General features: G+C 60.7%; 23 protein-coding genes, 1 tRNA gene and 1 pseudogene. 11 read left to right on the top strand and 14 right to left on the bottom strand.

Translation table 11 applies throughout. The features are described from left to right. Positions 1-13: 13 nt before the first annotated feature. Positions 14-1,033 (bottom strand): branched-chain amino acid aminotransferase, encoded by a 1,020-nt coding sequence (locus ACRESH_RS00830; RefSeq protein WP_431740146.1) that lies wholly within the window; start codon positions 1,031-1,033, stop codon positions 14-16. 590 nt (positions 1,034-1,623) lie between these two features. Between ACRESH_RS00830 and ACRESH_RS00825 the strand changes: the two genes are divergently transcribed. Together ACRESH_RS00825 and ACRESH_RS00820 are read left to right on the top strand one after the other, a co-directional pair. Further along, positions 1,624-2,049: a RidA family protein gene (locus ACRESH_RS00825; protein WP_431740145.1), complete on the top strand. Its 426-nt coding sequence runs from the start codon at positions 1,624-1,626 to the stop codon at positions 2,047-2,049. Positions 2,050-2,281: 232 nt separating this feature from the next. Continuing rightward, positions 2,282-3,994 carry an amidase gene (locus tag ACRESH_RS00820; protein ID WP_431740144.1) on the top strand — a complete coding sequence of 571 codons (1,713 nt, stop codon included), beginning with the start codon at positions 2,282-2,284 and terminating at the stop codon, positions 3,992-3,994. 128 nt (positions 3,995-4,122) lie between these two features. Here the strand turns inward: ACRESH_RS00820 and ACRESH_RS00815 are convergent. Next, positions 4,123-4,197: transfer RNA gene (locus tag ACRESH_RS00815), tRNA-Gln, on the bottom strand. A 195-nt stretch (positions 4,198-4,392) separates the two neighbouring features. Between ACRESH_RS00815 and ACRESH_RS00810 the strand changes: the two genes are divergently transcribed. From ACRESH_RS00810 to ACRESH_RS00800, 3 genes are all read left to right on the top strand, one after another. Next, a complete protein-coding gene (locus tag ACRESH_RS00810) occupies positions 4,393-4,773 on the top strand; it encodes a RidA family protein (protein ID WP_431740143.1) in 381 nt (126 codons plus the stop codon). A gap of 72 nt (positions 4,774-4,845) precedes the next feature. Continuing rightward, positions 4,846-5,964, top strand: a complete 1,119-nt coding sequence (gene zapE, locus ACRESH_RS00805) for a cell division protein ZapE (protein WP_431740142.1) — start codon at positions 4,846-4,848, stop codon at positions 5,962-5,964. 11 nt (positions 5,965-5,975) lie between these two features. After that, complete coding sequence (locus tag ACRESH_RS00800) at positions 5,976-6,557, top strand: DinB family protein (protein ID WP_431740141.1); 582 nt, start codon at positions 5,976-5,978, stop codon at positions 6,555-6,557. Here ACRESH_RS00800 and ACRESH_RS00795 read toward each other — a convergent pair. The 3 genes and pseudogenes from ACRESH_RS00795 to ACRESH_RS00785 all read right to left on the bottom strand — a co-directional run. After that, positions 6,554-6,988 carry a YqaA family protein gene (locus ACRESH_RS00795; RefSeq protein ID WP_431740140.1) on the bottom strand — a complete coding sequence of 145 codons (435 nt, stop codon included), beginning with the start codon at positions 6,986-6,988 and terminating at the stop codon, positions 6,554-6,556. The two genes, ACRESH_RS00800 and ACRESH_RS00795, sit on opposite strands and share 4 nt — an antisense overlap. 10 nt (positions 6,989-6,998) lie before the next feature. Beyond that, a complete protein-coding gene (locus tag ACRESH_RS00790; RefSeq protein ID WP_431740139.1) occupies positions 6,999-7,427 on the bottom strand; it encodes a DUF411 domain-containing protein in 429 nt (142 codons plus the stop codon). Positions 7,428-7,442: 15 nt separating this feature from the next. Next, a pseudogene (locus ACRESH_RS00785) lies at positions 7,443-7,745 on the bottom strand (copper resistance protein B); the annotation flags it as partial. A 321-nt stretch (positions 7,746-8,066) separates the two neighbouring features. On the opposite strand from ACRESH_RS00785, the gene ACRESH_RS00780 reads away from it, so the two are divergent. Continuing rightward, positions 8,067-8,813 carry an SDR family oxidoreductase gene (locus ACRESH_RS00780; RefSeq protein ID WP_431740138.1) on the top strand — a complete coding sequence of 249 codons (747 nt, stop codon included), beginning with the start codon at positions 8,067-8,069 and terminating at the stop codon, positions 8,811-8,813. Between the two features lie 37 nt (positions 8,814-8,850). Here the strand turns inward: ACRESH_RS00780 and mapR are convergent, their stop codons facing one another. From mapR to ACRESH_RS00765, 3 genes are all read right to left on the bottom strand, one after another. Beyond that, on the bottom strand, positions 8,851-10,260 hold the full coding sequence (gene mapR, locus ACRESH_RS00775) for a GntR family transcriptional regulator MpaR (protein ID WP_431740137.1): 1,410 nt from the start codon (positions 10,258-10,260) through the stop codon (positions 8,851-8,853). 40 nt (positions 10,261-10,300) lie between these two features. Next, on the bottom strand, positions 10,301-11,713 hold the full coding sequence (ccoG, locus tag ACRESH_RS00770; protein WP_431740136.1) for a cytochrome c oxidase accessory protein CcoG: 1,413 nt from the start codon (positions 11,711-11,713) through the stop codon (positions 10,301-10,303). Positions 11,714-11,834: 121 nt separating this feature from the next. Continuing rightward, positions 11,835-12,047 carry a DUF3203 family protein gene (locus tag ACRESH_RS00765; protein ID WP_431740271.1) on the bottom strand — a complete coding sequence of 71 codons (213 nt, stop codon included), beginning with the start codon at positions 12,045-12,047 and terminating at the stop codon, positions 11,835-11,837. 53 nt (positions 12,048-12,100) lie between these two features. Here ACRESH_RS00765 and ACRESH_RS00760 point away from each other — a divergent pair, with 53 nt between their 5' ends. Continuing rightward, positions 12,101-12,625: an MgtC/SapB family protein gene (locus tag ACRESH_RS00760; RefSeq protein ID WP_431740135.1), complete on the top strand. Its 525-nt coding sequence runs from the start codon at positions 12,101-12,103 to the stop codon at positions 12,623-12,625. Positions 12,626-13,161: 536 nt separating this feature from the next. Here ACRESH_RS00760 and ACRESH_RS00755 read toward each other — a convergent pair. The 3 genes from ACRESH_RS00755 to ACRESH_RS00745 all read right to left on the bottom strand — a co-directional run bounded on the left by ACRESH_RS00755 (position 13,162) and on the right by ACRESH_RS00745 (position 15,475). Further along, on the bottom strand, positions 13,162-14,061 hold the full coding sequence (locus ACRESH_RS00755; RefSeq protein ID WP_431740134.1) for a hydroxymethylglutaryl-CoA lyase: 900 nt from the start codon (positions 14,059-14,061) through the stop codon (positions 13,162-13,164). 18 nt (positions 14,062-14,079) lie between these two features. Next, entirely contained in the window at positions 14,080-14,481 is a 402-nt protein-coding gene (locus tag ACRESH_RS00750; protein ID WP_431740133.1) for a MerR family transcriptional regulator, read from the bottom strand. 70 nt (positions 14,482-14,551) lie between these two features. After that, complete coding sequence (locus ACRESH_RS00745; protein ID WP_431740132.1) at positions 14,552-15,475, bottom strand: LysR family transcriptional regulator; 924 nt, start codon at positions 15,473-15,475, stop codon at positions 14,552-14,554. A 138-nt stretch (positions 15,476-15,613) separates the two neighbouring features. On the opposite strand from ACRESH_RS00745, the gene ACRESH_RS00740 reads away from it, so the two are divergent. Further along, a complete protein-coding gene (locus tag ACRESH_RS00740; RefSeq protein WP_431740131.1) occupies positions 15,614-16,843 on the top strand; it encodes an acyl-CoA dehydrogenase in 1,230 nt (409 codons plus the stop codon). 42 nt (positions 16,844-16,885) lie between these two features. Here the strand turns inward: ACRESH_RS00740 and ACRESH_RS00735 are convergent, their stop codons facing one another. From ACRESH_RS00735 to xthA, 3 genes are all read right to left on the bottom strand, one after another. Beyond that, complete coding sequence (locus tag ACRESH_RS00735) at positions 16,886-17,893, bottom strand: TerC family protein (protein ID WP_431740130.1); 1,008 nt, start codon at positions 17,891-17,893, stop codon at positions 16,886-16,888. Positions 17,894-18,049: 156 nt separating this feature from the next. After that, positions 18,050-19,372, bottom strand: coding sequence for a substrate-binding domain-containing protein (locus ACRESH_RS00730; protein ID WP_431740129.1), 1,323 nt, complete (start codon positions 19,370-19,372; stop codon positions 18,050-18,052). 131 nt (positions 19,373-19,503) lie between these two features. Continuing rightward, positions 19,504-20,316 carry an exodeoxyribonuclease III gene (gene xthA / locus ACRESH_RS00725; RefSeq protein WP_431740128.1) on the bottom strand — a complete coding sequence of 271 codons (813 nt, stop codon included), beginning with the start codon at positions 20,314-20,316 and terminating at the stop codon, positions 19,504-19,506. A 162-nt stretch (positions 20,317-20,478) separates the two neighbouring features. Here xthA and ACRESH_RS00720 point away from each other — a divergent pair, with 162 nt between their 5' ends. The 3 genes from ACRESH_RS00720 to ACRESH_RS00710 are packed head-to-tail and all read left to right on the top strand — an operon-like array spanning position 20,479 to position 26,609. Further along, complete coding sequence (locus ACRESH_RS00720) at positions 20,479-21,138, top strand: GNAT family N-acetyltransferase (RefSeq protein WP_431740127.1); 660 nt, start codon at positions 20,479-20,481, stop codon at positions 21,136-21,138. A 57-nt stretch (positions 21,139-21,195) separates the two neighbouring features. Further along, the gene (locus ACRESH_RS00715; protein ID WP_431740126.1) at positions 21,196-22,938 is read left to right on the top strand and encodes an autotransporter assembly complex protein TamA; all 1,743 of its coding nucleotides are present in this window, start codon (positions 21,196-21,198) and stop codon (positions 22,936-22,938) included. After that, a complete protein-coding gene (locus ACRESH_RS00710) occupies positions 22,935-26,609 on the top strand; it encodes a translocation/assembly module TamB domain-containing protein (protein ID WP_431740125.1) in 3,675 nt (1,224 codons plus the stop codon). The genes ACRESH_RS00715 and ACRESH_RS00710 overlap by 4 nt, the downstream gene beginning before the upstream one ends. Positions 26,610-26,700 lie beyond the last annotated feature (91 nt).

Raw genomic sequence — 26,700 nt, 5'->3', positions numbered from 1 at the left:
CGGGGTCTGGTGGTCAGTCGACCTTGACGATCCAGCCTGCTGGTGCTTCGACGTCACCGCTCTGGATGCCGGTCAGCTCGTTGTAGAGCTTCTGGGTCACCGGGCCAACCTCGGTTTCGCTGTAGAACACGTGCAGCTTGCCGTTGTACTGAATGCCGCCGATCGGAGTGATCACCGCGGCGGTACCGCAGGCACCGGCTTCGCTGAACTGATCGATCCCGTCGATCAGTACATCACCTTCGATCACTTCCAGGCCCAGGCGCGATTTGGCCAGTTCCATCAGCGACAGGCGGGTGATACCCGGCAGTACCGACGGTGATTTCGGGGTGATGAACTTGTTGTCCGGGGTGATCCCGAAGAAGTTGGCCGAACCGACTTCCTCGATCTTGGTGTGGGTCAGCGGATCGAGGTAGATGCAATCGGCAAAACCGGCTTGCTTGGCCTTGTAGCCAGGTTGCAGGCTGGCTGCGTAGTTGCCGCCGACCTTGGCGGCACCGGTGCCTTGTGGCGCGGCACGGTCGTACTCGGAAATCAGGAACTTGTGTGGGGTCATGCCGCCTTTGAAGTACGAACCGACCGGAATGGCGAAGATCGAGAAGATGAATTCCGGGGCGGTACGCACACCGATGTTGTCGCCCACGCCGATAACGAATGGACGCAGGTACAGGGCGCCCTTGCCGTGCGGCGGGACGAAGCGCTCGTTGGCCTTGACCACCTGCTTGCAGGCCTCGATGAACTGTTCGGTCGGCACCTGTGGCATCAGCAGGCGGTCGCAGCTGCGCTGCATGCGCAGGGCGTTCTGATCAGGGCGGAACAGGTTGATCGAGCCATCCTTGCAACGGTAGGCCTTCATCCCCTCGAAGCATTGCTGTCCATAATGCAGCGCGGTCGAGCCTTCGCTGATGTGCAGCACGTTGTCTTCAGTCAGGGTGCCCTGGTCCCACTCGCCGTTGCGGAAGTTGGACAGGTAGCGCTTGTCGGTCTTGATGTAGTCGAAGCCCAGCTTGTCCCAGTTAATGCTTTCGTTACTCATGGCACCCTCGAATCGGTTTGCATATGCCTGATCGCTCAGGCGTCTGTTATCGCGCACGCAGCCACGATAATACATCCCGTGCGGATCGGGAACGCCCAGTCATAGGATTGGACCAAGGTCGCAGTGAAAATCTTCAGCCAGAGCCCTCGTGTGGCAGTACCAGGCGCAGGTAAACAGGTGTTGACCCATTGCCAATGCAGGAGCAATATCAAGTTATGAAGTTTTGCCTGCTGACCTCGATGCGTACCACGACCACCGCCAAACGCGGGGCGGGTACCAATGCTTGACCCTTAGGCAGTAGGTAAAACAAGGCCCCGCCAGCAATGGACGGGGCCTTGTCTTTTCGCCGTCCCTTTCACCGACCTGCGGAGTTGAATTTCTAACCCCTCAGCGCCCCAATTGCAGCTCCCTGTCCATCCTCAACTGCTCCAGGAACACCCGATCATGGGAAGCCATTAGCAAAGCGCCACGGTATTGGCGCAGCATGGCCTCCAGGGCGGTGAGGGGGCAGGTTGCTTTCAGCGAGAAGGCTTGACCTCTACTTAAGTAGAGGTACGACACTGCGCGTTCTTTCGTAAAGGAGCGCAGCCATGACCCTTGCCAACCTCTCATCAGCCTTCGAGCTGTGTAACCCCGAAGGCCTGTACGACCCCAGCGCCAACGCTTATTCCCACGTCGCCGGGATCAGCCCCCAGGCCCGACTCCTGTACATCGCCGGGCAGGGTGGAGAGGACATCGAAGGGCACCTTTCAGCGGTCTTCGCCGAGCAGGCCAGGCAAGCCCTGGCCAACCTGCAGACGGCTTTGCGTAGCAAAGGCGCTGGGCTTGAGGATGTGTTCAAGTTGACCTTGCTGATCGTCGATCACTCAGAAGAAAAGCTGCGCCAGTGGGTTGCCGAAGCAGATCGTGCCTGGGGCCCGCATATGAAACCCACCTGCACCCTGATCCCCGTCTCGAGGCTGGCGCTGGACGGTATGCAGATTGAGATCGAGGCCACCGCAGCGCTCAGCGCGTAACTTTGGCGTGCAATAGTCTTGTCATTGCGGGTGGCCGCCCAGGGCCGGCAAGAACAGGGTGTCAGTGGCTGCTCTGTTGCTTTAAAGGCAGCGTCAGGGTTTCATGGTGCTCACTGCGCGATATCGCGTAATGGCGTGCAACGAGACCCAATATGAAAACCCGTTTTGAGAGATGTGATGTGCCTGTGCTCAATATTCACTGCGTCAACCTTCAGCTATTGGTGGTAAGCGCATGATCGAAGTCACTGAAGTTTCCATTGCCGAGCTGCGCGCGGCGCTCGAATCTGGCCAGACTACAGCGGTCGAGTTGGTTCAGGCCTATCTTGCCCGTATCGATGCCTACGACGCTCCTGACACGGCCACTGCACTCAATGCGGTGGTGGTGCGCAATCCTGCGGCGCTCGAAGAGGCCCAGGCTTCCGATGCCCGTCGGGCCAGGGGCGAGAGCCTTGGGCCGCTCGATGGCATCCCCTATACGGCGAAGGACAGCTATCTGGTCAAAGGCCTTACCGCTGCTTCCGGCAGCCCGGCCTTTGCCGACCTGGTTGCCTACCGCGATGCGTTCACCATCGAACGCCTGCGTGCTGCTGGCGCCATCTGCCTGGGCAAGACCAACATGCCGCCCATGGCCAACGGCGGCATGCAGCGTGGGGTGTACGGCCGGGCCGAGAGCCCGTACAACGCTGAGTACCTCACCGCGCCCTTCGCCTCGGGCTCATCCAATGGCGCAGGTACCGCCACCGCCGCCAGCTTCGCCGCGTTCGGCCTGGCCGAAGAAACCTGGTCGAGTGGGCGCGGTCCTGCTTCGAACAACGGCCTGTGTGCCTATACGCCTTCGCGTGGGGTGATCTCGGTGCGCGGCAACTGGCCGCTGACGCCGACCATGGACGTAGTCGTGCCCTTTGCCCGCACCATGGCTGATTTGCTCGAAGTGCTCGACGTGGTGGTCGCCGAGGATCCCGACACCCGCGGCGACTTGTGGCGGATGCAACCCTGGGTGCCGATTCCCAGTGTCGCCTCGGTGCGTCCGTCCTCGTATCTGCAACTGGCAGCCAATGCCGCGGCGCTGGCAGGCAAGCGTCTGGGTATCCCGCGCATGTACATCAATGCCGATCCTGAGGCGGGCACCAGCGAAGCGCCGGGTATCGGTGGTCCGACCGGCCAGCGGATCAACACCCGCCCGACGGTCATCGACCTCTGGGAACAGGCGCGCAAGGCCCTCGAAGCAGCGGGAGCGCAAGTGATCGAGGTGGATTTCCCGCTGGTCTCCAATTGCGAAGGGGATCGCCCCGGCGCGCCGACGGTGTTCAACCGTGGCCTGGTCTCCAAAGAGTTTCTGCACCATGAGCTGTGGGACCTCACCGCGTGGGCCTTCGATGATTTTCTCCAGGCCAACAGTGACCCCAAATTGAACCGTCTGGCCGATGTCGATGGTCCGAAGATCTTCCCCCACGACCCAGGCACGCTGCCAAACCGGGAAGGGGATCTTGTCGCTGGCATGGACGAATATGTGCGCATGGCCGAGCGAGGTATCACCCCCTGGGATCAGATCAGCACTGTGCCTGACGGTCTGCGTGGGCTGGAGAAAACCCGGCGCATCGATCTTGAGGACTGGATGGATCGACTCAAGCTTGATGCAGTGCTGTTCCCGACGGTCGCCGACGTTGCCCCGGCCAATGCGGATGTCGACCCAGCGTCGGCAGATATTGCCTGGAGCAACGGTGTCTGGGTCGCCAACGGCAACCTGGCCATTCGTCATCTGGGGGTGCCCACGGTCACCGTGCCGATGGGGGTGATGGCGGATATCGGCATGCCGGTCGGGCTGACCTTTGCCGGACGCGCCTATGACGATTCGTCGTTGCTGTGTCTGGCGTCGGCGTTTGAATCGACAGGTTCCAAGCGCTTGGTACCGCCGCGCACGCCGCCATTGGCCGTGGACAAATAAGCGAGAGGGCGGGGTTGGCGCTACGCAGCGTCAATCCCGGCGGCTATTGGCCGTGCATTGTGCTTGAGGTGCGCGCGTGGCTACGACAGAGATGTCGTGAGATGAGATGTGCTTGGATCAGAAGAAAATGGCAGGGGCGGCTGGATTCGAACCAACGCATGGCAGGATCAAAACCTGCTGCCTTACCGCTTGGCGACGCCCCTGTAGCTGTTGCGACGAGTGTCTGGCACTCGTTTGAAGAGATTGCTTTCGCTGCTGTTGCAGGAATGTGCGGAAATTTATCAACTTTTGTGCCGTATGGGAAGAGCCAGAGCACATAAATTGTTTTTAAAACAGCCGGTTACTGTTGCGTCAGGTCAGGCATCATACTGTTTACCCCATCCACCAGGAAATCTTCCATGGCAAACCACGACATCACCTTCCTTGCCGACCCCGACCCGGAATCCATCTCCAGCGACGTTGCCGGTTTCGCTGGCGTACTGGTTTCCACCCAGATCCCTACCCGCGCCGATGGCAGCCTGGAGCTGGGCGATATCACCTTGCAGAGCGAGTGCACCCTGCAAGCACTCAAGGTCGCTCTGGAGCGTGCTGGCAGCTCCATGGATCGGGTTTTGCACCTGACTATCTACCTCACTGACATGGCTGACCGCGCCGCCTTCAACGAGGTCTATCAGCGCTTCTTCGCCAAACCCTGGCCCGTGCGCGCCGCTGTTGGCGTGGCTTCGCTGGCGGTCGAAGGCATGCGTGTGGAAGTGACTGCGATGGCTGCCAAGGGCTGACCTTGTGGGAGCGGGCTTGTCCCGCAATGCTTTTCACCGCAAGAATGGAGCCTTTTTCGACAGGCGCTCTCCATGTCTTGCTTCACCGCGCAGTCTCCCATGCAGCTCTACCAGCAGGCCATCGAGCGCGATGGTTTTGTCAGCGACCCGGCACAGTTGCAAGTGGCCAGCGCTTTGCAAAGCTGTTTCGAAGCCCTGCAGCAGGGTGAAACACCAAAGGGAGTCTACCTCTGGGGCCCAGTGGGGCGTGGCAAGACCTGGCTGATGGACCAGTTCCACCATTGTTTGCGGGTGCCGGCCCGACGTCAGCATTTTCACCACTTCATGCGTTGGGTGCATCAGCGTCTGTTCCAGCTCAATGGCACCGCCGACCCCTTGCACGCCCTGGCCTTGTCCCTGGCCGAAGAGATCCGGGTGCTGTGCTTCGATGAGTTGTTCGTCAACGACATTGGTGACGCGATCATTCTCGGGCGCCTGTTCCAGGTGCTGTTCGAGGCCGGGGTGGTGATTGTCGCCACGTCCAACCAGCCGCCCGGCCAGTTGTACCGTGATGGCTTCAATCGAGAACGCTTCCTGCCGGCGATTACCGCCATCGAGCAGCACATGCAGGTGCAGGCCGTAGCCGGTGAGCAGGACCACCGCCTGCATCCGGGCGTCGTGCAACAGCGATACTGGGTGCGCGAGCCCAGCCAGCCTCAAGCCTTGAGCGAGGTCTTTGCCCAACTGTGTGGTGAACAGCCTTGCACCGATCAGCCCTTGCAGGTGGGTTCCCGTCAGATACAGGTGGTGCAACGCTGCGATACGGTTATCTGGTGCCGCTACGCCGAGCTGTGCGAGCAACCCTTGGCTGCCATGGACTTCATGGCCCTGTGTGACAGCTTCACGGCCATCCTGCTGGGAGGCGTGCCAGCCCTGGGTGCTCGCCAGCGTCCGGCCAAAATTGCCCGGGGCACCGAGGATGCTGCCAGTAGCGTGCTGGCAGGCGACCGGGAGTTGCCACAGTTGTCGGTGCATGATGACAGCGTGCGGCGGTTCATCGCGTTGGTCGATGAATGTTACGACCGTCGGGTCGCTCTGCACCTGGAAGCCGAAGTTCCCCTCGAAGCGCTCTACACTCAAGGGTATCTGGAGTTCCCGTTCCGGCGCACCCTCAGCCGATTGCGGGAGATGCAACTGCAACGCTTCTGTTGAAGGAGTCGATCATGCAGCCGCTTTCGCACCACTTGCTGACCATGGCCTACCACAACGGCTGGGCCAACCACAGGCTCTACAAGGCCTGCCTGCAGCTTAGCCAGGACGAGTTCGTGGAGCCCCGTTGCAGCTTCTTCGGGTCGTTCAAGGCGACCCTCAATCACATCCTTACGGTGGACTGGTTCTACCTCAATGCCCTTGAGTCAGAGCAGCGCGGTGAGGCCCCGGAGCCGGACAGCGAGCGTTTCTTCGAACCCGAAGAGCCCTTTTCCAGTTGTGAGGCACTCAGAGAAGAGCAGGCCCAGGCCGATCACCGGTTGATTGCCTACTGCAGCCAGTTGCACGACGACCAGTTGCAGCGTTATGTGAGTATCGTGCGTCCCGACTGGGTCCAGCGTGAACAACGATTGCGTCTGTTGTCCCACCTGTTCGAGCACCAGATCCATCACCGCGGCCAGGTGCACGCGATGCTCAGTGACAGCTCGGTGCGACCTCCACAGCTGGACGAATTCTTCTGCGAAGAGGAAGCGCACCTGCGCGCCCAGGACTTTGCAGAACTGGGGTGGACCGAAACCCAGATCTGGGGGCGCTAGCGGCCCAACCAGCCCAGGGTCAGCAAGGCCAGCACGGCGTAACGTCCAGCCTTGGCAATCGTTACCAGCACGACGAAGCGCCAGAAGGGTTCGCGCATGATCCCGGCGATCAGGGTCAGCGGGTCGCCGATCACCGGCATCCAGCTCAGCAGCAAAGACCATTGGCCATAGCGCTGGTAACGTTGCTGGGCCTTGTCCAGTTGGGCCTGCTTGAAGGGAAACCAGCGCCGGTCACGCAGGTGTTCGATGCCACGGCCGAACAGCCAGTTGACGATCGAGCCCAGGACATTACCGGCCGTGGCGATCAGCAGCAGGCTGAAGACGGCCTGCGGATCGCGCAGCAGCAAGCCCACCAGTACGGCTTCCGATTGCAGTGGCAACAGGGTCGCTGCGCCAAAGGCGCTGAGAAACAGCGCCCACTCGCTCAACATTCAGCGCGGATCAGTAATTGGCGACCACTTCGTCGCGACCGTCTTTGGTCAAGCCGATAACCTGGTAGGCATCCTTGTGCTCACCCATTTCCATGCCTGGCGAGCCCATCGGCATGCCCGGTACCGCCAGGCCGCGCAAGTCGGAGCGTTTGGCCAGCAGCTTGACCTGCTCGGCCGGCACATGGCCTTCGACGAACTTGCCGTCGATCACCCCGGTGTGGCACGAAGCCAGGCGTGGGGCTACACCCAGGCGTTGCTTGACCGCGCTCATGTTCGGTTCGACATGGTCGTTGACGGTAAGGCCGTTGTCACGCAGGTGACTGATCCACTCTTTGCAGCAGCCGCAGTTGGGGTCGCGGTAGACGTCGATGGTCTGTCCGGCCTGGGCCAGGGTGCTCAGGGCCAGCAGGCCGAAGGCGACGATTTTCTTGCTCAACATGGTGATTCTCCAAGACTAGAAACGCAGGCGGACACCGGCGACCAGACGGGTCTGGCCGATATCGCCCTGGTCATCACGGATCTGTTCGGCGGCATTACCGTAGCTCCGGTTGAAACTGACGCCCAGGTAAGGGGCAAAACCGCGGGTGATCTCATAACGCAGGCGCAGACCGATCTCACTGTCGGCAAGGCCACTGCCCTGATCGCGGTTGGCATCGTTACGGCCATAGAAATTGGCCTCCAGGGACGGTTCGAGAATCCAGCGGTTGGTCAGCAGGATAGCGTAACTGCTCTCCAGGCGCAGCGCGGTCTGTTGCCGCCGGTGATGTTGACCAGGGTCTGGCCGATGAACAATTCGAAATCGTGGCCGCTCAGTTCATTGCCAAAGGGCGAAGCCTTTGACGAAGGTACGGCGAGTCGGGTTTGCAAGCATGGGGTTGCCAATCCATAAGCGAGGGTGGCATGACCATAGCGAGCGACGACTGTCAGAAATCTGAGCGGCAGATTACAGATTTGTCAGGCACCCTGATCGTTCTGTCTGCGCCGAGGTGTTGTGCTGGATAGCGTGTGCGCTGCTTTGCGGCTGCCCCATCCTGCGTTAGCCTTGAGCGGTATATGCCATTGGGGGCACGGAGTATCCATGGATAAAGTCATTGTGATCACCGGCGCCAGTCGCGGCATTGGCGCTGCCACCGCACGCCTGGCGGCCCGTGAAGGGTATCGCATCTGCATCAACTACGTGAGTGACGACGAGGCCGCCCAGCGGGTACTGGCCGAGGTCCGCGAATTGGGCGCCGAGGCCATTGCGGTCAAGGCCGATGTTAGTGTCGAAGACGAGATCATCCGCTTGTTTCAGCGGGTCGATTCCGAGTTGGGGCCGGTAACCGCACTGGTCAATAACGCAGGGACCATCGGCCAGAAGAGTCAGGTCGAGCATATGTCGGAATTTCGCCTGCTCAAATTGATGAAAACCAATGTGGTCGGGCCGATGCTCTGCAGCAAGCATGCCTTGCAGCGGATGTCGAAACGCCACGGCGGACAGGGCGGTAGCATCGTCAACGTGTCTTCGGTGGCGGCCCGGCTTGGTTCGCCTAACGAGTATGTCGACTACGCGGCTTCCAAGGGGGCATTGGACACCTTCACCCTGGGGCTGGCCAAGGAAGTTGCCGATGACGGCATTCGGGTCAACGCCGTGCGTCCTGGGTACATCTTTACCGACTTCCATACCCTCAGTGGCGACCCTGAGCGTGTCAGCAAGCTTGAGCCAAGTATTCCCATGGGCCGTGGCGGGCAGGCCGAAGAGGTGGCGGAGGCGATTATCTGGCTGCTGTCCGACAAGGCCTCGTATTCCACGGGTAGTTTCATCGATCTGGGAGGCGGGCGCTGAGCCTGCTGGACAACGCGGGCTCAGCACTGGCGGATGCTCAAAACGAGCGCACGATTCTACCCAGGGTTTCCATGGCTTTTTCTGATTGCTCGGTCCAGGGGCTGCCGTAGTTCAGGCGGATGCAGTTACGAAAGCGCTGGGTCGGCGAAAAAATCGGCCCAGGGGCAATGCTGATGCCCTGGGCCAGGGCCATCTGGAATAACTTGAGCGAGTCCATCTGCTCCGGTAGTTCCAGCCATAGAAAGTAACCGCCGGACGGATGGCTGACCCGCGTTTGCGCGGGGAAGTGCCGGGCAATGGCGGCAAGCATGGCACTCTGCTGTTCTTCCAGGGCATAGCGCAGCCTGCGTAAATGCCTATCGTAGCCGCCGTGTTGCAGGTAGTCGGCAATGGCCGCCTGGGCTGGCATCGAGGCACACAGCGAGGTCATCAGTTTCAACCGTTCGATTTTCTGTGCATAGCGTCCGGCGGCGACCCAGCCGATCCGGTAACCGGGTGCCAGGCTCTTGGAGAACGAGCCGCAATGCATCACCAGACCGTCAGTATCGAAGGCCTTGGCCGGTTTCGGTGCCTGTTGGGCGTAGTACAGCTCGGCATAGACGTCGTCTTCGATCAACGGCACCTGATGCTGGCGCAGCAGTTCTACCAGTTGCTGCTTTTTCTCCTCCGGCATGCTGGCGCCCACCGGATTCTGGAAGTTGGTCATGCACCAGACGGCCTTGACCGGGTGCTTGGCCAGGGTCTGCGCCAGGACGCCCAAATCGATGCCTTCGCGTGGGTGTACGGGAATTTCCACCGCTTTGAGCTTGAGGCGTTCGAGCACTTGCAGGCAGGCGTAGAAGGCGGGCGCCTCGATCGCCACCAGGTCACCCGGCTCGGTCACGGCTTGCAGGCACAGGTTAAGCGCCTCCAGCGCACCGTTAGTGATCAACAGCTCCTCCATTGGCAGCATTAACCCGCCGACCATGTAGCGCAGGGCAATCTGACGACGCAGTTGCGGGTTACCCGGCGACAGGTCGGTGACTACCATGCGTGGGTCCATCTCACGGCTGGCGCTGGCCATGGAGCGGGCCAGGCGCGGCAACGGGAACAGGTTGGGGCTGGGGAAGGCCGAGCCGAAAGCAACGGTCTGCGGGTCCTTGATCGAGTCGAGGATCGAGAACACCAGCTCACTGACGTCCACCTCGGTGGACTCACTCGCTTGTTCGATGATCTGCGGCTCGCTGAATTGCCGCGGCGCATGGGCATTGACGAAATAGCCCGAGCGCGGCCGCGCCCGGATCAGCCCGCGGCGTTCCAGCAGGTAATAGGCCTGGAAAACTGTGGAGGGGCTGACCCCGTGGGTCTGGCTGGCGTAGCGCACTGAGGGTACTCGCTGGCCGGGGCCCAGGACCCCGGAGCGAATCAGTTCGGCAATGTCGTCGGCAAATTTTTCGTAGCGTTTCATCATGGCTCAGGACGTTTCGACTGCTGCGAAGTGTATGTGATCAGCGGTTCAAAGGCGCGACAAAACGGCTGTGGGCAACACTGGATATACCCGGTTGGTCGCTGTCGCTGATTTCGAAACCGATTTCCTGGGAGCTGCTTTGCGGCCGTTCGGCAAGCATCGCCACCGATACCGGCATCTCGCTCATCTCACCAGCATCCAGGGTGAACTCGGTTTTGCCGTGCAACTCGAAGCCCTCGGCGTCCACCAGGCGCAAGCGGTAGTGCTGCGCTTGCTGGGTCTTGTTGATGACCTTGAGGGTGTAAATGTTCTCGATCTGGCCCAGGTTGTTCTCGCGGAACAGACCGCGGTCCTTGATCACGTCCATCGACACCATCGGTCGCTGCTGCAGGGCGATGACCAGAGCACCGATCATCACCACCAGCACGGTGACGTAACCGAGCAGGCGTGGGCGTAGCCAGTTGGTCTTGCCGCCTTGCAGGTTATGTTCAGACTTGTAGCCAACCAGGCCGCGGGCATAGCCCATCTTGTCCATGATCGAGTCACAGGCGTCGATGCAGGCGGCGCAGCCTATGCATTCCATCTGCAGGCCATCGCGGATATCGATACCGGTCGGGCAGACCTGCACACACATCTGGCAATCGATGCAATCGCCCAGGCCTTTGGCCTTGTAGTCGCTGTCTTTCTTGCGTGGGCCGCGGGACTCACCACGAGCGGGGTCGTAGGCGATGGCCAGGGTGTCTTTGTCGAACATCACACTCTGGAAGCGCGCATAGGGGCACATGTGCATACACACCGCTTCACGCAGCCAGCCGGCGTTGATGTAGGTGGCCCCGGTGAAAAACAGGATCCAGAACAGGCTGACGCCGCCCAGTTGCAGGGTGAACAGCTCTTCGGCCAGTGGCCGGATCGGCGTGAAGTAACCGACAAAGGTCAGGCCTGTGAGCAGGCTGATAGCCAGCCACAGAGTGTGCTTGGCCGAGCGCCGGATCATCTTGTTCAGGCCCCAGGGTGCGGCAGCGAGTTTGATGCGCTGGTTGCGATCGCCCTCGGTGACCTTTTCACACCACATGAAGATCCAGGTCCAGGAGCTTTGCGGGCAGGTGTAACCGCACCAGACCCGTCCGGCAAACACGGTGATGGCGAACAGGCCAAAGGCGCAGATGATCAGCAGGGCTGACAACAGAATGAAGTCCTGTGGCCAGAAGGTCGCACCGAAAATGTGGAACTTGCTGTCGGCCAGGTCCCATAGCACTGCCTGGCGTCCGTTCCAGTTCAACCAGACCGTGCCGAAGAACAGCAGAAAGAGAAAACCTGCGCCACCCAGGCGCAGGTTACGAAACAAGCCGGTGAAGCTGCGGGTATGGATCTGTCTGTCGCTGCTGGCGGTCTTCTTCTTGGTGGTGGAAGGCTCGGCAATTTCAACGATCTGGACGGGAATTCTATCGCTCATGGTTCGTCGCTCATCAGGCCTCGATCAGGCCAGGGCACTATGGCGCCCCATCTGTTTGCATAACAGTCTCAGATATTTCGATAAAAACCGTATCAGATTTCTTGCCGTAACCCCGCAGGCCTCAGATTATCGAGCCTTGCTCGGTGGTCTTGAGATGCCTGCGACCATCCACCGCACCCGCTACAGTCAGGGCATCGGCCTCTGCTTCAGTGATCGGCACCCGTTGGCCGGCCAGTTCGGCCACGGACATGCGCAGGTTTTCGTTCGTGTACACCGTGACATCGGCGGCGCCCTGGAGACGCAGGTCGTCACTGATCAGGGTGCAGCGCTGCACTTGTGGCCAAGCCGGTGGTCCATCGAGAAATGGTCCTTTCGTGGAGCACACCGATGGACACCTGGTGGCATCAAGTCTGGTTGACCCTGGTCGCTGAATTCGCTGATCTCAACGATGCCAAGCAGCTGACCCAGGTAACGGTACGCCTGCTGATGGCTGCGCTACTCGGCGGCATCCTGGGTTTCGAGCGTGAACTCAAGGGCAAGGCCGCCGGTGTGCGTACCCACATGCTCGTGGCCATGGGCGCCGCACTGTTCGTGCTGGTGCCGCGCATGGCCGGGGTCGATGATGCAGCGCTGAGCCGGGTGGTGCAGGGCGTTGTCGCCGGTATCGGCTTTCTCGGCGCCGGAACCATTCTCAAAGGGCATCACCAGCAACTCGACCACGTCAAAGGCCTGACAACGGCTGCCGGGTTGTGGATGACGGCGGCCATTGGTGTCGCTGCCGGTATCGGTCGCGAGGCCACGGCAGTGATCAGCACATTTTTGGCCCTGCTGGTGCTGGGCATGATGCCTTGGGTGGTCAATAGGTTCGAGAAGGACGATGAGGACGAAAACAAGGAGGGCGGGAAGCACTGAGGGGAGCCGAAGCTCCCCTCAAAGATTGTTGCGTGCTCTTTTTTTGTTATTGGAGGGCGGCCTATTGTTGTTTTTGGCGACCGTTGCCTCTTGCCACTGGCGATCCCCATCCGGGATCAAGAGCAAACGTATTTTTTTGAGCGCTGATCTACTCTCATCATTGCTGATCCAACCGTGACCTGCGCTACCTTGGGGTAGTTTTATTGTTCTGAGTCAGGTTGCGGGGCACGCCCCGGAAAAGCACATCTTCTCCAAAAAAATCTGTTAGCTGCGTCTCTGCCGTGTTGTTCTTGTTATGTCAGAGTCGTTACGTCTTATTTTTATTGGTGTGTCATAGTTTTTATTGTTCTTGTACCAAAGATATAGCAGGCGCCGTGCCAACTTTTAAAATCTCAATAAAATCAATTGCTTACTATTTTTTTGCGAAAAGAGAGGGCGAGAGGATTTGTCGATTTGTTTCCGTGTTACCCGGTTTTTCTCTAAAAAGTGCGGGTGCGGTAACACCCCGGTCGAAACCTGGCTGTTACCACCTGTGATCACTGTGCGGTACGGGCGCGGGCTACCCGTGAACCGCTGGTACGGCCCAATACGTTGCTGATTCGCAGGCCGGCGTCGATCAGCTGGTCCAGGTTGATACCGGTCTCGATGCCCAGGCCCTGGAGCATGTACAGCACGTCTTCGCTGGCCACGTTGCCACTGGCACCCTTGGCATAGGGGCAGCCGCCAAGGCCTGCAACCGAGCTGTCAAAGACGTTGATGCCTTCGAGCAGGCTGGCATAGATGTTGGCCAAGGCCTGGCCGTAGGTGTCATGAAAGTGGCCGGCCAACTGGGCGCGCGGCACATGGGCAGCGACCACCTCGAACAGGCGGCGGGTGGTGCCCGGGGTGCCAGTGCCGATGGTGTCGCCCAGGGACACTTCATAGCAGCCCATCTCGAACAGCTCGCGGGCCACCGGCGCAACCTGCTCGGCGGTGACTGCACCTTCATAGGGGCAGCCCAGCACGCAGGACACATAACCGCGCACACGCACACCATGCTCGCGGGCGGCGTCCATGATCGGCACGAAACGCTGCAGGCTTTCGCTGATCGAGCAGTTGATGTTGCGCTGGGAGAAAGCCTCTGATGCTGCGGCGAACACGGCGACCTCCTTCACCCCGGCCGCCAGGGCATCCTCGAAACCGCGCAGATTCGGCGCCAGGGCGGCATAGGTGACACCCGGCTGTTGCTTGATGTTGGCAAACACCTCGGCGGAGCCGGCCATTTGCGGTACCCACTTGGGCGAGACGAAGCTACCCACCTCTATATAGGACAGGCCCGCCGCCGTCAGGTCATCGACCAGCCGGACTTTGTCCGCCACGCTGATGGGCTGGGCTTCGTTCTGCAGGCCGTCGCGCGGGCCGACTTCGACCAGGCGAACTGTTTCAGGCAATGACATGGCGCGGTTCCTCAGGGCTCAGTGGCTGTTTTTCTGGTTGTTCAAGGTGGTGGCCAGCGCTTGTTCGCAGCGCTCTTCGGCGGTGTCCAGCTCCAACTGCATTTGCTGGATATCGAGCAACTGCTGTTCGAGCTGGGCACGGCGCTCGGCGATCTTGGCCAGCATGCTGTGCAGCTGTTTCTGGTTACCGCTGGATGGGTCGTAGAGCTCGATCAGTTCACGGCACTCGGCCAGCGAGAAGCCGATGCGCTTGCCGCGCAGGATCAGTTTCAGGCTGACCTTGTCGCGAGCCGAATAGATCCGTTCAAGGCCCCGACGCTCAGGACTGAGCAAGCCCTGTTCTTCATAGAAGCGGATGGCACGGGTGGTGATGTCCAGCTCGCGGGACAGGTCGGAGATGCTGTAGGTCTGGCTGCTCATGGTCAGGCTCGGGAAAAGGGCATGAGCTAACCTAAAGGCAGCTTGACGTATACGTCAAGCTTCGCGAGGCCTATGCCTGTGCCCGCTCATCCTGCGCCACCACCGCCTGGCACAACTCAATGATCTGCTCGCGCATCCAGCGGTTGGCCGGGTCCTGATCAGTGCTTTCATGCCAATACAGGTGAGTTTCCAGCGGCGGCACGTCGTTGACCGGCAGGCTCAGGTAGTTGAGCTGATGGCGGCGGGCGAAGCGCTCCGGCACAGTCATGACCATGTCAGTCTGCTGTAGCACCTGGGAGGCCATCAGGTAGTGCTGCGAACGCAGGGCGATCTTGCGCTGTACGCCCATCTTGCCCAGGGCTAGATCGACATAGCCCAGACCGTTGCGCCGACTGGAGATATGGATGTGGGTCAATCCCAGGTAATCGTCCAGGCTGAGTTTGTCTTTGGCCATCGGATGGCCTTGGCGCAGGGCGCAAACGTATTGATCCTGCATCAATTTAACGTGGCGCACCTGCGGGTCGGTGTTGAGCGGCGCATCGACGGCAAAATCCAGGCGTCCGGCAGCAAGCTCCTTGGTGGTCTCGCGGCGCTTGCACAGGAAGCTTTCGATGATTACCGCAGGAGCCAGGCGGCGCAGGCGCTGGAACAACGGCGGCAGAATCACCGCCTCGGTGAGGTCGGTCATGCTGATGCGGAAGGTCTTGTTCGCTTGCAAGGGGTTGAAGATGCGGCTTTCCTGCACCGACACACGCAACAGCGACAGGGCATTGCGCACCGGGCCGATGATGTTCTGCGCCATGGGCGTGGGCACCATGCCTTGCGCGGTACGTACGAACAACGGGTCGTTGAACGTCTCGCGCAGCCGTGCCAGGGCATTGGACACCGCAGGCTGGGTAATGCCGACGATCTGCCCGGCGCGCGTCAGGTTGGCTTCGGTGTAGATGGCATCGAAGACGATGAACAGATTCAGGTCGACCTTGCTCAGGTTCATGGGCGCTGCTCTTGTTAGTGTTATGGGTGGATCATATATTGGTTATGAATGTTTATACACGCCGAGAATAGACTAGGTGGATTTTGCTTGCTGATCTAGGCTCTTCGTCAGATCCCCTTTCCACTGAAGGTACTGCCCATGGATTTCGCCTATTCACCCAAGGTCCAGGCGCTGCGCGAACGTGTCACGGCGTTCATGGATGCTTATGTCTATCCCGCCGAGGCGGTGTTCGAGCGCCAGGTCGCCGAGGGCGATCGTTGGCAACCGACCGCGATCATGGAAACGCTCAAGAACAAGGCCAAGGCCGAAGGGCTGTGGAACCTGTTTCTGCCCGAGTCAGAGCTGGGCGCGGGGTTGACCAACCTGGAATATGCGCCCCTGGCCGAAATCATGGGCCGCTCGCTGCTGGGCCCTGAGCCGTTCAACTGCTCGGCCCCGGACACGGGAAACATGGAAGTGCTGGTGCGCTATGGCAGCGAGGAACAGAAACGTCAGTGGCTGGAACCGCTGTTGCGCGGCGACATCCGTTCGGCCTTCGCCATGACCGAGCCCGACGTAGCCTCTTCGGACGCCACCAACATGGCCGCCCGTGCAGTGCGCGAGGGTGACGAATGGGTGATCAATGGCCGCAAGTGGTGGACCTCCGGCGCCTGCGATCCGCGCTGCAAGATCATGATCTTCATGGGCTTGAGCAACCCGGACGGCCCGCGTCACCAGCAGCATTCGATGATCCTGGTGCCCACCGATACCCCCGGAGTGAAAATCGTCCGGCCGCTGCCGGTGTTCGGTTACGACGACGCCCCCCATGGTCATGCCGAAGTGCTGTTCGAGAACGTGCGGGTACCTTATGAGAACGTGCTGTTGGGCGAGGGGCGTGGTTTTGAGATTGCCCAGGGGCGGCTCGGCCCTGGACGTATCCATCATTGCATGCGTTCGATCGGCATGGCTGAACGGGCCCTGCAACTGATGTGCAAGCGCTCGGTGGAGCGCACCGCGTTTGGCCGACCGCTGGCGCGCCTGGGCGGTAATGTCGACAAGATAGCCGATTCGCGCATGGAAATTGACATGGCTCGGTTGCTGACGCTCAAGGCGGCCTACATGATGGACACCGTGGGCAACAAGGTGGCGCGCAGCGAGATCGCTCAGATCAAGGTGGTGGCGCCGAACGTGGCCTTGAAGGTCATCGATCGGGCTATTCAGATCCATGGCGGTGCCGGGGTCAGTGGCGACTTCCCGCTGGCCTACATGTACGCCATGCAACGTACCCTGCGCTTGGCCGATGGCCCGGATGAAGTGCACCGGGCCGCGATCGGCAAGTATGAGATCGGCAAGTACGTACCTAAGGAAATGCTGCGTAGCGAGCATTGATCGGCCCAGTATGGATATCAGGCCCGCAGATGCGGGCCTGATTCATTTGTGGCTGCTGGAATTTGCAGGGTGTTGCGGCTGGTCGCGGGTCTTGAACAGTGACAACAGCACGCCGCCACTGAGCAGGCCAAGCGTCACACTCAGCGACAGCAATGCCGGCACCGTGCCAATCAAGCCGTGATAGAAAATTTTGCCACCGATGAAGATCAGCACCAGGGCCAGGGCGTACTTGAGATAGACAAAGCGATGCATCAGTGCCGCCAGGGCGAAATACAGTGCACGCAGGCCAAGGATCGCGAAAATGTTCGAGGTGTAGACAATGAACGGGTCCTGGGTGATGGCGAAGATGGCTGGCACGCTGTCTACGGCGAACACCAGGTCGGCCATTTCGATCAGTACCAGCGCCAGGAACAGCGGGGTGGCGTAGAGCATGGCCTTGCTCTGCCCGGCAGCCTTGAGCCGCACGAAAAAACGCGGGCCATGCAGGTTATCGGTGACGCGCAAATGGTTGCGAACAAACCTGAGCACCGGGTTGTTGGCCAGGTCTGGGTGGGCTTGCGCGCGGGAAAACAGCATCTTCACCCCGGTAACCAGCAGGAAGGCACCAAACACATAGAGGATCCAGGCGAACTCCTGAACCAGCGCACTGCCCACGCCGATCATGATTGCACGCAATACCACCACCCCGAGGATGCCCCAGAACAATACCCGGTGTTGATAGATACGGGGGATGGCGAAGTAACTGAAGATCATCGCCATGACAAAGACGTTGTCCATGGACAGCGATTGCTCGACCAGGAAGCCGGTATAGAACTCCAGGGCACGTTGCGCGCCGAGCTCCAACCAGATCCACCCGCCAAACAGCACGCCGACACTGAAATAGCCGGTGTACAACAGCAGGCTTTCGCGCATTTCGATTGCGTGGGCCTTGCGGTGCAGCACGCCGAGATCCAGTACCAGCAGGGTCAGGACAATGCCAATGAAGGCCAGCCAGAACCAGGTGCTGGTGCCGAGAACGTCGTTGTTGAGGAATTCCTGTAGAGCCGCCATGCGCCCCTCCTTGATTGTCGTCGTTGCCAAAGGCAACAGTGACTCCGACATGGCGGCTTGGCAGCTGTCAGAGGGGCCCGGCGTCACTTATCAAAGCCTAGCTTTGAGGAGCGCTCACGCCCAACCGGGGCTGTTACAAATAATTGCGTGAAGATTTCAATAGACCCAGACCTCAACCCGCCGGTTGCGGATACGGCCTTCTTCAGCCGTGTTGGCCGCCACTGGTAGTTCATCGCCCAGGCCGATGATCTCGCGCAGGGTGACACCCTGCTTGGCCAGCTCCCGGCGCACGGCCATGGCACGCAGGCGTGAAAGCAGGGTGGCTCGCTCGGGATCGTGCTTGGCATCGCCAAATCCGACCAGAACGGCACCTTGCTCCAGCTTGTTGTTCTGGCGCAGGAATTCGACCACCCGCTGCACATCACGCAAGGCCTTGTTGTCCAGGCTGGCATTGCCTTCCTGGAAGCGGAAATTCACCGACAGGCGCTGCGCGTTGCGGGCCAGGGTCCGATAAGGCAGAGGCATGTTGTCGGCAAGGGGCACCTTGACAGCATGTACCTGCTGCCCGACAAAACCGTTGCCGGTGACGATAGTCTGCCCTTTGGGGCTTTGGGCGAACTCCACCAGTGCCCGGGCCCAAGGCGTGGCCTGGGTGGGTGACAGATAGAAGTACAGGCGCCGTGATAGCGGGTAATCTTCACTGGCCACCAGCGCCGGGCTCGGCAGCATGGGGCGAGAGGCGCCGTCGGCGATGGCCAGTACCTTGGCGCCATGCACCGAAGCCAGGCTGCTGAAGCCTATGGCTTGGCGGTCAGCCAGGACTTCACTGGCCAATTGTTCGCCGGATTCGAAGCGCCGGGCCGTGGTGGCCAGGGTCTGCGCTGTCGCATCGAGCACCAGCGCCTTGAAGGTTTCGAATGTACCTGAACGGTCATCTCGGGCGTACAGATGGATCGGCCCGCTGCCCAGCCCCAGCTCTTCCCAGCTGGTGATATTCCCGGCAAAGACCTGTGCCAGTTGAACGGTACTCAGCTGGGGCAGGGGGTTGTCGGGGTGGACGATCACGGCAACGCCATCCAGGCCGATGACCTGTTCGGCGGCGGCACTGTTCAGGTCGCCGAGCGCCTGAAGTTCGGCCAGTTCACTGACCTTGATTGGACGTGAGGCGGCGGCCAGTTCTGCCTGGCCGGCCTTGAGTGCGGCAAAGCCTGTGCTGGAGCCGTGGGCGGCGATGTCGATGCGCAAGGGTTGGCCATTGACGTCCTGGGCACGGACCTGGATTTCGTTGGCAGTGTCGGTCACTGCGATTGATACATGGCTGGCACCTTGGGCTTCCAGCATACCTTTGACCAACGCGGGTGCTAGCGCCGCGCCAATGGTGTTCGAGCCCTGAATACGCAGTTGTGCCGGAGTTTCAGGGGCTGCCTGGGCTAAGAGGGGGAGCAGGCACAGCAGAATCAGACTGAGGTGGCGGAACATGCCAGCAGGCACTCTTCAGACAAAGGATGTGCCGCAGATTAAGACGGTGGGATGACCGTAAGATGACAGCGCGATCGCGGGACAAGCCTGCTCCTACAGAGGGAGCGGGCTTGTTCCGCGAAGCAACAGCGTTACGCCAATTCCAGCCAGATCGGCGCATGGTCCGAAGGCTTTTCCATGGCGCGCAGGTCATAGTCGACCCCCGCTGCCTTGATCCGCGGCAGCAAGCCCTGGGAGGCCATGATCAGGTCAATACGCAGGCCGCGTTTGGGCTCGTCTTCGAAGCCACGACTGCGGTAGTCGAACCAACTGAAACGGTCAGCGACCTCCGGATGCAGGTGACGGAAACTGTCGACCAGGCCCCAGTTCTTCAGACGTGCCATCCACTCGCGCTCTTCGGGCAGGAAACTGCATTTGCCGGTCTTGAGCCAGCGTTTGGCATTGTCGGCGCCGATGCCAATGTCGCAGTCCTCGGGGGAAATGTTCACATCGCCCATCACCAACAGCGCTTGATCGTTGTTGAACTGGTTTTCCAACAGGGCCTGAAGGTCGCTGTAAAAGCGCTGTTTGGCCGGAAACTTGGTGGGGTGGTCGCGGCTTTCGCCCTGGGGGAAGTAGCCGTTCATGATGGTGATCGGGGTGCCATCGGCATCGGCGAAGGTGCCCCAGATAAAGCGGCGCTGGGCGTCCTCTTCATCGGTGGAAAAGCCCTTGTGCAGGCTCAACGGCGCCTGGCGCGAGAGCAGGGCGACGCCATAGTGACCTTTCTGGCCATGGAAATGCACGTGGTAACCCAGTGCCTGGACCTCGGCCAACGGAAACTGATCATCGCTGACCTTGGTTTCCTGCAGGCCGATCACGTCCGGCTGATGCTTTTCGATCAACGCCGCCAACTGATGGGGCCGGGCGCGCAGGCCATTGATGTTGAACGAGACGATCTTCATGGGAAACACAATCCTGATAAAACCAAGGATCCTAGCCGACATCGACGGTTGCGGCCAGCGTGGCGCGCCACTCGATAGGCTGCTAACGTGGTGCTCGGGGTGAACGTCGGCGCAACGTGCACCTCAAAGGCAATGAATGCCCATTTGTGGAGGTTTGTCAGCATGACCGAATCGACTGCTGTCCCGGCTCAGGTTCGTCTGCTCGATGGTGGCTACAGCCGTGAGGCGCGCTCGTTGTTGTATCACGCCTATCGTCATGAGCCGACCTTTGCCTTCCTGTTCGAGGCCCAGCGTCCTGGTTATGACCAGCGCATTCGCGCCACGGTACGCGAGCTGGTCAAGCAGCATTTTCTCCAGGAGTTGCCGGCATTGGGGTTGCTGGTCGACGATCGGCTGGTCGGCATTGCCCTGATCGCGCCGCCGATACGTCGCCTGAGGATCACCGAAAGCTGGGCCTGGCGCATGCGCATGGTCCTGAGCACCGGTTTTCGCTGCACCCGAGGTTACCTGGATTATCAGGCGGCACTGATGGCCTGCCTGCCTGACGATGCCGTGCATGTGTTACCGCTGCTAGGGATTCATCCGCAGTTCCAGGGTAAGCACTATGGTGAGCAATTGTTGCAAGCTGTGCATGACTGGTGTGCCGAAGACGAACACTCCCAAGGCGTAGTGTTGGACACCGGAAATGAACACTATCTGGCTTTTTATCAGCGCCAGGGCTACCAGGAAATCGGCGAAATTGCTGTAGGACCTGTCCGTGAACATGTGTTCTTTCATCCTAATCCCCAGTCATCTCAACGTGCATCGGCCGTGCCTGCATAACAGGCGGGAGAGCCTCGGACTCCATGCTGGCGCCAAGCTCTGGTAGCATCCGCGCCTATGACGTATTCAGGACGATTCACCTGCGGTTTGATTCTATGCTGTGCCAGCGTTGCCGCGTATGCGCAGAGCGAGCTGGTAGTGCGGATCAAACCTGCCAATAACGAACTCAAGGCCAATGTCGAAGGCTATATCGGCAGCCTTGGTAAACGCGATGAAGAGGCGCTGCTGCGCTTCAGTCGCGGCGCTGTCGAGCAGGCGCACAAGGCGGCCCAGGCACTGGGGTACTACCAGGCGCAGATCGACAGTGAGGTCAAGCCGCCGGCCAAGGCCGACAAAGACCCGCAACTGATCCTCAGCATCGAACCTGGCGAGCCTGTGCACCTGCGTGACGTGACTATCCGTATCGATGGTCCGGCCAGTGAACTCAAGACTTTTCGCATGCCTGACAGCAAGGCCCTGCGTTCAGGCGAAGTGCTTAACCATGGTCATTACGAGGACGCCAAGCGGCTGATCCAGAACCAGGCGGCGCGCTACGGTTTCTTCAGCGGGCGTTTCGTTCGCCAACGCCTGGCGGTCGATCCCCAGGCGGGCGTTGCCGACATCGAGCTGATCTATGACAGTGGCCCGCGCTATCGCCTGGGCAAGGTCAGTTTTGCCGGCGACACCCCGTTTGACGAGACCCTGTTGCAGCGTATGGTCCCATTCAAGGCCGACACTCCCTACGATTCCGAGCTGATTGCCGAACTCAACAATGCCCTGCAATCGAGTGGCTACTTCGAGGGCGTGCGGGTCGATGCCGCGCCCACGGCAGCGGTGCAGCAAAGCATTCCCGTTGCGGTACAGCTGAACACCCGCAAGCCACGGACCATGGGGCTGGGCCTGGGTTTTTCGACTGACGTAGGGCCGCGTGGCAAGGCCAACTGGACCCGTCACTGGGTCAACCCGCAAGGCCATAGTTATGGCTGGGAAACCGAATTGTCGGCGCCACGCCAGAACGTCGGGTTGTGGTACGACATTCCCTTGGATCCACCGCTGACCGACAAATTGCGCTTTGCCGGTGGCTACCAGAACGAAGAAATCGCCGGCACCGACACCTTGAGCAAGCTGCTCACCGTCGGCCCGGAATGGCACAGCAAGTTGCCCAGCGGCTGGCAGCGCGTGGTGTCGCTCAAGTACCAGCGCGAAGAGTATCGCCTGGGTGATGACTCGGGCCTGAGCAACTTGTTGATGCCAGGCGTCAGTTACTCCTATCTGCGCAGCGACAACCGCATCGACCCACACAACGGCTATCGGCTGCAGTTCGATGTGCAGGCAGCCAAGGAAGGGCTGGTGTCCGACACCAACCTGTTGCATGCCAATGTGCTGCTCAAGGGCCTGACCACCCTGGGCCAGAAACACCGTATTCTCGGTCGCGTGCAGTTTGGCGGGAGCGCGACCAACGATTATCAGGGCTCGATACCGCCATCGCTGCGGTTCTTTGCCGGTGGCGACCAAAGCGTGCGGGGCTACGACTACCAGAGCTTGTCGCCGGAAAACTCCGATGGCGATCGTATTGGCGGCCGCTATCTGGTGGCCGGCAGTGCCGAGTATCAGTACGAGGTTGCTGAAAAGTGGCGGGTGGCAACCTTTGTCGATCAGGGTAATTCGTTCAACAATCTAGAGTTCCCCAGCCTCAAGACCGGTGTCGGTATCGGCGTGCGCTGGGTATCTCCGGTCGGGCCGCTGCGTCTGGATCTGGCTCACGCGCTGGATGACGACGGCGGTTTCCGTTTGCACTTCTCGATGGGGCCGGAACTGTGAGTCGCGTTTTTAGAAACATCCTCCTCGGTTTGCTGGCACTGCTGCTGTTGGTGCTGCTTGCAGTGGGCCTGTTGCTGGGGACCCAAGCGGGCAGCCGTTGGGCCCTGGGGCTGGTGCCGGGCTTGCAGGTCGAGACGTTCCAAGGGCGCCTGGCGGGTCAGTGGCAGGCCGAACGCGTGCTGTGGGAACAGGGCGCTGATCGGGTCGAGCTGGTTGCCCCGGTGTTCGCCTGGTCACCTTACTGCCTGTTGCGCATGACGTTGTGCATCGAGCGGCTGCAGGTCGACCAGCTCAATCTCGCCTTCGCCCCTGGCGAGCCGTCGCCCGACAGCGGGCCGCTGCAATTGCCGGCCCTGAAACTGCCGTTGGCGATCGAGCTGGGAGAAGTACGCATCGGTCACCTGCGCCTGGATGGCAATGAGCAACTGAGCCAGTTGCAGATGGCGGCCCAGTGGAGCGTTGCTGGATTGCAGATCGACAGCCTGCAGTTGCAGCGCGACGACTTGCACTTGAGCCTGCAAGGGCTGCTGCAACCCGAGGGTAGCTGGCCGTTGCAGGTCCAGGGTCAGTTGCAGTTGCCCAAGGTTGACGGGCAAAACTGGCAGTTGGCTTTGCAGATCAACGGCGAGCTGCAGCAAACCCTCAAGCTCACAGCCGACAGCAGTGGTTACCTGAATGCCCGGCTTAGTGGTGAACTGCAAGCGCTGGCCGAGCAGTTGCCTGCCAAACTACAGATCAGTGCCCAGGCGTTCAAACCCGGTGCCGATCTGCCTGACACCCTGCAACTGAATAATCTTGAACTCAGCGCCAAGGGCAATCTGCAAAGTGGTTACCAATTGCTCGGTTCGGCCAACCTGCCGGCTGAACAGGGGCCTGTTGCGTTGAGCCTGCAGGGCAAGGTCGATGCCAGGGGCGCCCAGCTGAGCGCCCTGGATCTTACTGCCAGTGCGGATCAGCGTCTGAACCTCACGGCCAGCGCCGATTGGCAACAAGGCCTGAGCGCTGCGGCGACTATCGACTGGCTGGATTTCCCCTGGCTGCGTCTGTATCCGCTGGAGCAAGCGCCACAGGTGACGTTGCGCCGTTTCAACGGCCAGGTGCAGTACCGCGATGGCAACTATCAGGGCGAGTTCAAGGGCGACCTCGATGGGCCGGCTGGCGCTTTCAGTCTGAGCAGCCCGTTCAAGGGCGACTTGCAGCAGATCGCCTTGCCGCAACTGGCACTCAATGCCGGGCAAGGCAAGGTCGCGGGCAACGTCAGCGTGCAGTTTGCCGACGCGCTGGCCTGGGAGGCTGCCCTCGAACTGTCGGCGTTGAACCCGGCCTACTGGCTCGCTGAGCTGCCTGGCACTTTGGCCGGCCCGCTTCGTAGCAAGGGCCAACTGAAAAACGCTGAACTCAGTCTTGATGCCGACCTTGATCTCAAGGGGCGTCTGCGCGGCCAGACGGCAGTGCTCAAGGCTGTCGCCCAGGGCAGCGGGCAGACCTGGACCCTCGGCACCCTGGATATCCGCCTGGGCGACAACCGCATCAACGGTAGTGGCAGCCTGCAGCAGCGCCTGGCCGGGCAGCTGGACTTGAACCTGTCACGTCTTGGCCAGCTTTGGCCGCAATTGCAGGGTCAGCTCAAGGGCAAGCTGGAAGTCGCCGGTACCTTGCAGGCGCCGCAAGGCACATTGACCTTGCAGGGGCAGCAACTGGCCCAGGCTGACAATCACCTGCAACGCCTGGCATTGAACGCACGCCTGGACAGTGCCCAGCGCGCAGTGATCGACCTGCAGGCCGGCGGTATTCGTCTGGGCGATACCCATCTGGGCGTGCTCAGCGCCAAAGGTCGTGGCGATGTTCGCCAGCAGCAGTTGGAGCTGGCCCTGGACGGACCGCAACTCAAGCTCGACCTGGGTCTGGATGGACAGTTGGACAAGGGCAACTGGCGTGGACAACTGGCCAGCGGTCAGATTTTGGCCGGTGGCCAGGACTGGCAGCTGCAGGCGCCGGCGAAACTGCAACGCCTGGCCAGTGGGCAACTGGATTTCGCCGCCCATTGCTGGCGCTCGGGGCAAGCCAGTCTGTGCGGCGATGACCAGCGTCTGGCACCTGAACCACGCCTGCGTTATCACCTCAAGCAATTCCCGTTGCAAAGCCTGGCCCAGTGGCTGCCCAAGGACTTCGCCTGGCAGGGCCTGCTCAATGCCGACATCAGTCTGGATGTACCAGCCAGCGGCCCCAAAGGCACCATTGTGGTCGATGCCAGCGGCGGCACTCTGCGCTTGCGCGAGAAGGGTCAATGGCTGGACTTTCCCTACCAGACCCTTCGCCTGCAAAGCACCCTGGCACCACACCGGATTGATACCCGTCTGGATTTCAAGGGTGAGCGTTTGGGCGAATTGTCCATGCTCACTCGACTGGATCCACTAGCCCATAACAAACCACTGAACGGCGATTTCCGCCTGACCGGCCTGGATATCGCCATCGCACGCCCTTTTGCACCGATGGTCGAGCGACTGGCCGGTCAATTGAACGGCAGCGGGCAGTTGTCCGGCACGTTGCTGGCGCCTCAGGTCAACGGCAGCTTGAACCTGACCGGTGGTGAAGTCGCTGGTGCAGAACTCCCGGTCAGCCTGGAAGACCTGAAGCTGCAGGCACTGATCGCCGGTGAGCAGGTACAGCTCAACGGTGCCTGGAAAAGTGGTGAAGCCGGCCAGGGCAGCTTGCGTGGGCAGATCGGCTGGGGACAGGCCCTGGCGGTCGGTCTGCAGTTGCAGGGCCAACGTCTGCCGGTCAGCGTCGAGCCCTATGCGAACCTGGAGGTGGAGCCGGACCTCAAGATCAGCCTGGTTGATGACAAGTTGGCGGTGGTGGGCAAGGTACGGGTGCCCAAGGGCAAGATCACCGTGCGTGAGTTGCCACCTTCGACGGTCAAGGTTTCTGATGACACGGTGATCGTCGGCCATCAGACCGAAGCGGGCAAGGCACCGATGGCGGTCGCCATGGACATTGATGTCGAGGTGGGCCAGGACAAGCTTTCGTTCAGCGGCTTTGGGCTGACGGCCAATCTGCTGGGGCATGTGCACATCGGCGATAACCTCGACACCCGGGGTGAGCTGAGCCTGGCCGATGGTCGTTACCGTGCCTACGGCCAGCGCCTGACCATCCGCCGCGCGCGCCTGCTGTTTGCCGGGCCCATCGATCAGCCTTACCTGGATATCGAAGCTATCCGCCAGACCGATGACGTGATTGCCGGTATCCGCCTCAGCGGCAGTGCCGAACAACCCACCACCCAGGTGTTTTCGGAGCCGGCCATGAGTCAGGAGCAGGCGCTGTCCTACCTGGTATTGGGGCGACCGTTGGGAACCACTGGTGAAGACAACAATGTGCTCGCCCAAGCGGCACTTGGCCTGGGCCTCGCTACCAGTGCCGGGGTTACCGGCAGCCTGGCTTCGAGCCTGGGCATCGACGACTTCCAGTTGGACACCCAAGGCAGTGGTACCAGCACCAGTGTGGTAGCCAGTGGCAACCTCACCGAGCGCTTGAGCTTGCGCTATGGGGTGGGCGTATTTGAGCCGGTCAATACGGTCGCTCTGCGCTACAAGTTGAGCAAGAAGGTCTACCTGGAGGCCGCCAGTGGCCTGGCAAGCTCCCTGGATATTTTCTACAAGCGCGATTTCTGAAAATCGCTATCAGCGTACGGTCGCAGCTTCGATGAATTCGTTGCTGTCGCCCGTGCGCCTGGGGGGATCAGGCAGACGTTGCGGGCTGATC

The organism is Pseudomonas sp., from assembly GCF_050739775.1.
Classification (GTDB): domain Bacteria; phylum Pseudomonadota; class Gammaproteobacteria; order Pseudomonadales; family Pseudomonadaceae; genus Aquipseudomonas.
The sequence above is the reverse complement of the archived record's forward strand: the minus strand, read 5'-3'. Positions and strand labels throughout refer to the sequence as shown.